Here is a 7,186-nt window from a genome sequence, read left to right as displayed (position 1 = left end):
CCCCGGCCCCCCGCCCCCGCCCCGGACCCCCGTACCGGAGCGACGGCCGCCGAGCGGTCAGAGGTCCGCGAGGAACTTCCGGACCGCCTCGTGGAACTCCTCGGGGTGGGTGAACGGCAGGAAGTGTTCCGCGTCCACCGGTGCGTACGAGGTCCCGGGCCGGCGCGCGACCATCGCGTCGGCCGTCTCCTGCGTGAGCGTCTGGCTGCGCGTGCCGTGGATCAGCAGCGCCGGGCAGCGGCTCGCGAGCCAGGTGTCCCAGTGGTCGCCGCGGCAGGCCTCGGCGGAGTCGATCATGTCCTGCGGGTGGAACGGCAGCCGCCAGCCGCCGTCGGGGAGCGGGCGCAGCGCCTGCTCGACGAACTGCGAGCCCACCGGCCCGGCCGCGGCGAGGAGTTCCTCGCGGGTGGGGGCGGTGTACCGCATGTCGCGCAGGAAGCCGAAGAGCGCTCCCGCCGTGTCGGGATCGATCGTCACGGTGGCGTCCACGTTGACGAGGGCCGCGATCCGGTCGGGCTGGGCGGCGGCCAGGTGGTAGGCGTTGAACCCGCCGAGGGAGTAGCCCAGGAGGGCCACGGGGGCGTCCAGGCCGAGGTGGTCGAGGAGTGCGACGGCGTCCGAGAGGTAGCCCTCGCGGCCGTAGTCGGCGGCCCGGTCGGAGTCGCCGTGGCCGCGCTGGTCGGGGGCGATGACCCGCCATTCGTCGCCCAGGACGTCGGCGAGGCCGGCGAAGGCGAAGCCTTCGGACATGCCCCCGTGCAGGGCGAGCAGCGGGCGGCCCGGGCCGCCGAAGTCCAGGTACGACAGCGTGCGGCCGTCGATCGTCAGCGTGTGGCGCATGGCTTGGCTCTCCCCTGTGAGTCATGCGGTGCGGTGCGGTACGTGGATGAGCCTGCCAGGATTTGGGCAAGCGCGCAATACGAATGTCTTGCGCGCTTGCCCAAATTGGGTCGCGGATACGATCCCGGCATGGGAAATCGCGAGGACCTGCTGGCCGGAGCGCGCCGCTGCCTGGAGGAGAAGGGCTACCTGCGCACGACCGTGCGCGACATCGCCTCGGCGTCGCAGGTGAGCATGGCCGCGATCGGCTACCACTTCGGCTCGCGCGAGGCCCTGCTCAACCTCGCCCTCTCCGCCGCCATGGACGAGTGGGCGGCCGGGTCCGGCCGGCTCGCCGGCCAGGGCGCCACCACCGCCGAGCGGTACGCCGACACCTGGGACCGCAAGATCCGCGACTTCGGCGACATGCGCTGGCTCTGGACCGCCTCCGTCGAGGCCTTCGTCCACGCCCAGTCCTCGCCCGAGCTGCTCGCCACCCTCGCCGAGAACCAGCGCCAGGCCCGCCGCATGGTGGCCGCGCAGCTGCGCGGGGTCCCCCAGGACGAGGTCACCGAGGAGGACGTACGGGCCCTCGGGTCGGTGCACATCGCGCTGCTGAGCGGGGTGATGGTGCAGGCGCTGACCGACCCGGAGCAGGCGCCGACGGGCCGGGAACTCGCCCAAGGCCTGCGCGCCATGGCCGAGTTGCTCGAAAGCTGAGGGCTACCGAAGGGTAGTAAAGCCGCGTCCCGCACGCCAGAATCCCCGGGGCACCAGCCGACGGCGGCTGGCAGCCGTCACCGGGTCGGCAAAGGGGCGGGCATGGCACTGGATCGACGGGCATTTCTGGTCGGGGCGATGGCGGCGGGCGCGGCCGCGGCCGCGGGACTCGCAGCGGCGGGGCCGGCCTCGGCCCGTACGCTCGGCACGCAGGACTGGATGGCCGGGCTCGGGGACTCCACCGCCCTCCAGCGGATGACCATCCCCGGCACCCACGACTCCGGAGCCCGCCAGGGCGGGCTGTTCGTCGCCTGCCAGAACACCTCGATCGCCGAACAGCTCGACTCGGGCATCCGGTTCCTCGACGTCCGGTGCAGAGTCACCGGTGGATCGTTCGCGATCCACCACGGCTCCTTCTACCAGGGCCTGATGTTCGGGGACGTCCTCGTCGCCTGCTGGAACTTCCTCGCCGCACACCCCTCCGAGACCGTCCTGATGCGGCTCAAGCAGGAGTACTCGGAGGACAGTGACGCCACCTTCCGCGCCGTCTTCGACGACTACCTCGACAACCGGGGCTGGCGCCCGCTGTTCCGGATCGCGGACTCGCTGCCCGCCCTCGGCCAGGCCCGCGGCAAGGTGGTCCTGCTCGCCGACAACGGCGGTCTGCCCGGACTGCGCTACGGCGACGGCAACGTCTTCGACATCCAGGACGACTGGAACGCCGAGCCCTTCGCCAAGCGCGGCAAGATCGAGGGCCAGTTCCGCCGGGCCGTCCAGCAGCCCGGCAAGCTCTTCGTCAACTACGTGAGCACGTCCGCCTACATGCCGCCGCGCTGGAACTCCGACCGGCTCAACCCGCAGGTGCACTCGTTCGTCGACGGCGGGGAGCTGGCCGGCCGGACCGGGCTGGGGATCGTCCCGATGGACTTCCCCAACACCCGCTCCGGGCTCGTCGCCTCACTGATCCGGCACAACTGACGGCTGCTCCGGCGGCGGCGCCGGGGCGCCCGGGAAGCGGAGCACCGCCTCCGTGCCCGGGCCGCCGGCCGGCGCCGCCCGCAGCTCGACGCTGCCGCCCGCACGGCGCACCGTACGGTCCACGATCGACAGGCCCAGCCCGCTGCCGGGCAGGGCGCGGGCCGAGGAGGAGCGCCAGAACCGCTCGAACACGTGCGGCAGGTCCTCCGCCGGGATGCCGGGCCCGTGGTCGCGCACCGTCAGCTCGCCCGCCCGCAGCACGACCTCGACCGTGCCGCCCGGCGGGCTGAACTTCACCGCGTTGTCCAGGACGTTGACCACCGCCCGCTCCAGCGCTGCCGCCTCGCCCCGTACGTACCAGGGCGCCACCTCGTCGGTGAAGTGCAGCTCGGGGCCGCGCAGCCGGGCACGGGACAGCGCGCTCTGCGCGATCTCGTGCAGGGCCACCACCTCCAGCCTGGCGGGCGGGGCCGCGTCCGGGCGGGACAGCTCCTGGAGGTCCCCGATCAGCGCGGCCAGCTCCGTCATCTGCGCCTTGACCGAGGCCAGCAGCTCCTTGCGGTCCTCGGGCGGAATGGCCCGGCCCGTCTCCTCGCTGCGCGCCAGCAGCTCGATGTTGGTGCGCAGCGAGGTCAGCGGGGTGCGCAGCTCGTGCCCGGCGTCCGCGATCAGCTGGGCCTGCCGCTCCTGGGAGGAGGCGAGGGCCGCCGTCATGGAGTTGAAGGACCGCGACAGGCGGGCGATCTCGTCGTCGCCCTCGTCGGGGATGCGTACGGTCAGGTCCTCGGTCCGGGCGATGTGCTCGACGGCGCCCGTCAGCTCGTCGACCGGCCGCAGCCCCGTACGGGCCACCCACAGGCCGGCGAGGCCCGCGCCGGCCACCCCGATCCCGGAGACCAGGATCAGCACCCAGGCCAGCGTGGACAGCGGCTTGTCGATGTCGGCCAGCGGCCGGGCCACCGAGACCGCGAAGACCGGGGCGCCGGGCTGGGTCCGCGCCGCGAAGGTGTAGACGCGCATCCCGACGCCGTTGTCGGTCGTCGCGTCGTGCAGCGCCTTGGCCTTGCGGCCCGCCGCGACCTGCTTGTCCGTGGCGGTCACCGGCAGGTCGCTCTGCCCGCTCACCCAGCAGTGGCTGCCGTCCGCGGTGACGATCTGGACCGTGGCGTTCAGGTTCTCGGCGATGTCCTGCTGGACCTGCGTCGGCGGGCGGGCCGGACAGCCCTCGCGCAGCCGTTCCAGCACCTGCACGGTCGGGTTGGTGGCCATCAGGGACTGGTTCAGCTGGTTGTCCAGCTGGGCCCGCACCATCACCCACGACACCGCGGACACGATGGCCACGGCCAGCGCCACGGCCGTGGCCACCAGCAGGGCGATCCGGGAGCGCAGGGGGAGCGCGCGGAACCTGGCCGCCGGGCTCACTCGGGCCCCCCGGAATCGCCGGCCCCGGCGACGCGCAGGACGTAGCCCACCCCGCGCACGGTGTGCACCAGGCGGGGCTCGCCGCCGGCCTCGGTCTTGCGGCGCAGGTACATGACGTACACGTCCAGGGAGTTGGAGCTGGGTTCGAAGTCGAAGCCCCAGACGGTCTTGAGGATCTGCTCGCGGGTCAGCACCTGGCGCGGGTGCGCCAGGAACATCTCCAGCAGCGTGAACTCGGTGCGGGTCAGCTCCACCTGGCGCCCGGAGCGGGTGACCTCGCGGGTGGCGAGGTCCATGCGCAGGTCGCCGAAGGCGAGCGCGTCCGTCTCCTCGTGGTCGCCGGCGCCCGGACGCCCGGTCGCGTAGGCGCTGCGCCGCAGCAGGGCGCGGACGCGGGCGAAGAGCTCGTCGAGCTCGAAGGGCTTGACGAGGTAGTCGTCGGCGCCCGCGTCGAGGCCGGTGACGCGGTCGCCGACGGTGTCGCGGGCGGTGAGCATCAGGATCGGGGTGGTGCTGCCGGAGGCGCGCAGCCGCCGGGCCGCCGTGAGGCCGTCCATCCGGGGCATCTGGATGTCGAGGACGATCAGGCCGGGGTCGTACGCGGCCGCCTTGTCGAGGGCGTCGAGCCCGTCGACGGCGGTCTGCACGGCGTACCCCTCGAAGGCGAGGCTGCGGCGCAGGGCCTCCCGCACGGCCGGCTCGTCGTCGACGACGAGGATGCGGTGCGGGTCGCCTTCGGCCGGATTCATCTTCGGTCCCCCAGGGGTGGTCGTGGTCGGTCGTACCAGGCTCGCACGGGACGCCTGGGCCGTTTAGAACGACGTCCCGAAGCCGCTGGTGCCGCTGGTGCCACTGCTGCCACTGCTGCCGCTGTTGTTGCCGCCGGACCCGGTGGTGCCGCCCTTGCGGAGGGAGTCGAGGTCGGCCTTGATCGTGTTCACCGGGATGGCGAAGCCGAGGCCGACGCTGCCGGCCGAGGAGCTGTCGCTGGAGGGGGAGTAGATCGCGGAGGGCATGCCCACGATCTCGCCGTTCATGTTGACGAGGGCGCCGCCGGAGTTGCCCGGGTTGAGGGAGGCGTCCGTCTGGATGGCCTTGTACGAGGTGGTGTCCGACCCGGTGTTCCCGTTGAACTGCTGACCGTCGTACGAGAACGGCCAGCTGCCGCCGCCGCGCTGGCGCTGGGGCGCCTGCTGCTCGGACTTGGGTACGTTGACCTCGCGGTTCAGGGCGGAGACGATGCCGCTGGTGACCGTGCCGGTGAGGCGGTCGGGGGAGCCGATCGCGACGACCTGGTCGCCGACCTTGAGGTTGTCGGAGTTGCCGAGCTTCGCCGCCTTGAGCCCGCTCGCGCCCTGGAGCTTGATGAGGGCGAGGTCCTTGTCGGGGTCGGTGCCGACGGTCTTGGCGGTGTACTTCTTGCCGTCGCTCATCGTCACCTGGATCTCGGTGGCGCCCTCGACGACGTGGTTGTTGGTGACGATCTCGCCGTCGGCCGTGACCACGACGCCCGAGCCGGTGCCCTGGCCGGAACCGGTGCGGGTGTCGATCCGCACGACGGAGGGGCTGACCTGCTCGGCGACGCCGGAGACGGTCCCGGTGCTGGACTGCGAGACGTTGGTGCCGCTGATGCCGCCGCCGGTGCGGTCCTGGCCGGCGAGCAGCTGCTGCACGCCGGCGGCGGTGCCGCCACCGATCACGGCCGCGGCCAGCGCCACGGCCGCGAGCAGCGCGACGGGCCGCTTGGCCCGGGCCGCGTGCGCGGGCCCCTCGGGGGGCGTGGGCGCCATCGGCGGCTGGTGTGCTTCGTGCCATCCGGGCGCGGCCGGCGCCGGCGCATGCGCCGCCGGCGGCGGGTACGCGGGCGGCGGCGGGTAGTCCCCGAAACCGGCGCTCTGGGTCGGGCGGTTCTCCTGCGGGTACTCGCCGTCGCGGCGGAAGCTCTCGGTCATGACCACGACTCTGTCCCCGGATCATGAGAGCTTCCTGAGTCCACCCTGAGAAGCCCGACAGAACCGCGTATGCCCGAAATAAGCCCGCGAAGGACCAAGCTCGCGAAGGATCAAGCCCGCGAAGGATCAAGCCCGCCCGGGCCCACCGGGGCTGCGGCATCCCGGCCGGGGGCCGACGGACGGAGTCCGGTGCAGCGGCCCGAAGCCCGGGAGGCCCGCCAGGGCCGAGCGGTGCGAGGGGCGCGTGGAGGAGGAGTCAGCGGCAGCCGCAGGAGCGGCGGATCACCAGGGCCGACGGGAACTGCTTCAGGCGTTCGCGGCGGGAGCCGGCCACGCGCAGGGCGTCGTCCAGGACGAGGTCCACCGCGGCGCGCGCCATCGCCGGGCGGTCCGAGGCGATCGTCGTCAGCGGCGGGTCCGTCAGGGCCGCCTCCTTGACGTCGTCGAAGCCGGCCACCGCCAGCTCCCCCGGTACGTCGATCCGCAGCTCCCGCGCCGCCCGCAGCACGCCGATGGCCTGGTCGTCCGTGGCGCAGAAGATGGCCGGCGGCCGGTCCGGCCCGGACAGCACCTCCAGCGCCACCCGGTACGCGTCGTAGCGGTTGTACGGGGCCTCGAAGAGGCGCCCTTCCGTCGAGCGGCCCGACTCCTGCATCGCCCGGCGCCAGCCCTCCACGTGGTCGGCGACCGGGTCGCCGACCGACGGGGTGTTCTCCACCCCGCCGATGCAGGCGACGTACTCGTGCCCGTGCTCCAGCAGGTGCCGGGTGGCGAGCTGCGCGCCGCCGATGTCGTCCGTGACGACCGCGACGTCGTCGATGGCCTCCGGCCGCTCGTGCAGCAGCACCACCCGCGCGTCCCACGCCTCGATCTCCGAGGCGGCGCGCTCGCTCATGCCCTGGCTGACCAGGATCAGGCCCGAGACCCGCATCCCGAGGAAGGCCCGCAGGTAGTGCACCTCGCGCTCGTCCCGGTAGTCGGAGTTCCCGACCAGGACCATCTTTCCGCGCTCGGCGGCGGCCTGCTCGACCGCGTGCGCCATCTCCGCGAAGAACGGCTGCCGCGCATCGGGGACGATCATGCCTATGAGGTCGGTGCGCCGCGACGCCATCGCCTGGGCGACCCGGTCCGGGCGGTAGCCCAGCTCCTTGATCGCGGCGAGTACACGCTCGCGCGTGGCCGGGGCGACCGGCCGGGGTCCGTTGTTGATGACGTAGCTCACGACGGCGGTAGACGTACCCGCAAGTCGTGCAACGTCATCCCGCGTCACCTTGGCCACGCTCGGGAGTCTACGC

7 protein-coding genes are annotated in these 7,186 nt (G+C 73.0%); 2 read left to right on the top strand and 5 right to left on the bottom strand.

The genetic code is table 11. The annotated features are described in order from the left end of the window. Positions 1-57: 57 nt before the first annotated feature. Complete coding sequence (locus tag ADK52_RS32380; RefSeq protein WP_053693421.1) at positions 58-840, bottom strand: alpha/beta fold hydrolase; 783 nt, start codon at positions 838-840, stop codon at positions 58-60. A 129-nt stretch (positions 841-969) separates the two neighbouring features. On the opposite strand from ADK52_RS32380, the gene ADK52_RS32375 reads away from it, so the two are divergent. Together ADK52_RS32375 and ADK52_RS32370 are read left to right on the top strand one after the other, a co-directional pair. Next, positions 970-1,539, top strand: a complete 570-nt coding sequence (locus ADK52_RS32375) for a TetR/AcrR family transcriptional regulator (protein ID WP_053693420.1) — start codon at positions 970-972, stop codon at positions 1,537-1,539. Between the two features lie 102 nt (positions 1,540-1,641). Then, entirely contained in the window at positions 1,642-2,517 is an 876-nt protein-coding gene (locus ADK52_RS32370) for a phosphatidylinositol-specific phospholipase C (protein ID WP_053693419.1), read from the top strand. On the opposite strand, the gene ADK52_RS32365 is transcribed toward ADK52_RS32370, so the two are convergent. The 4 genes from ADK52_RS32365 to ADK52_RS32350 all read right to left on the bottom strand — a co-directional run bounded on the left by ADK52_RS32365 (position 2,497) and on the right by ADK52_RS32350 (position 7,170). Next, entirely contained in the window at positions 2,497-3,939 is a 1,443-nt protein-coding gene (locus tag ADK52_RS32365; RefSeq protein WP_053693418.1) for a sensor histidine kinase, read from the bottom strand. The genes ADK52_RS32370 and ADK52_RS32365 overlap by 21 nt on opposite strands. After that, positions 3,936-4,688 carry a response regulator transcription factor gene (locus ADK52_RS32360; protein WP_053693417.1) on the bottom strand — a complete coding sequence of 251 codons (753 nt, stop codon included), beginning with the start codon at positions 4,686-4,688 and terminating at the stop codon, positions 3,936-3,938. Before ADK52_RS32360 ends, ADK52_RS32365 begins: the two co-directional genes overlap by 4 nt. A 63-nt stretch (positions 4,689-4,751) precedes the next feature. Beyond that, positions 4,752-5,891 carry a S1C family serine protease gene (locus ADK52_RS32355; RefSeq protein WP_053693416.1) on the bottom strand — a complete coding sequence of 380 codons (1,140 nt, stop codon included), beginning with the start codon at positions 5,889-5,891 and terminating at the stop codon, positions 4,752-4,754. Positions 5,892-6,147: 256 nt separating this feature from the next. Then, complete coding sequence (locus ADK52_RS32350; protein WP_030157095.1) at positions 6,148-7,170, bottom strand: LacI family DNA-binding transcriptional regulator; 1,023 nt, start codon at positions 7,168-7,170, stop codon at positions 6,148-6,150. Between the last annotated feature and the right edge of the window lie 16 nt (positions 7,171-7,186).

The sequence above is a fragment of the Streptomyces sp. WM6372 genome (assembly GCF_001279655.1).
In the GTDB taxonomy this organism is placed as follows: Bacteria; Actinomycetota; Actinomycetes; order Streptomycetales; family Streptomycetaceae; genus Streptomyces.
The sequence above is the reverse complement of the archived record's forward strand: the minus strand, read 5'-3'. Positions and strand labels throughout refer to the sequence as shown.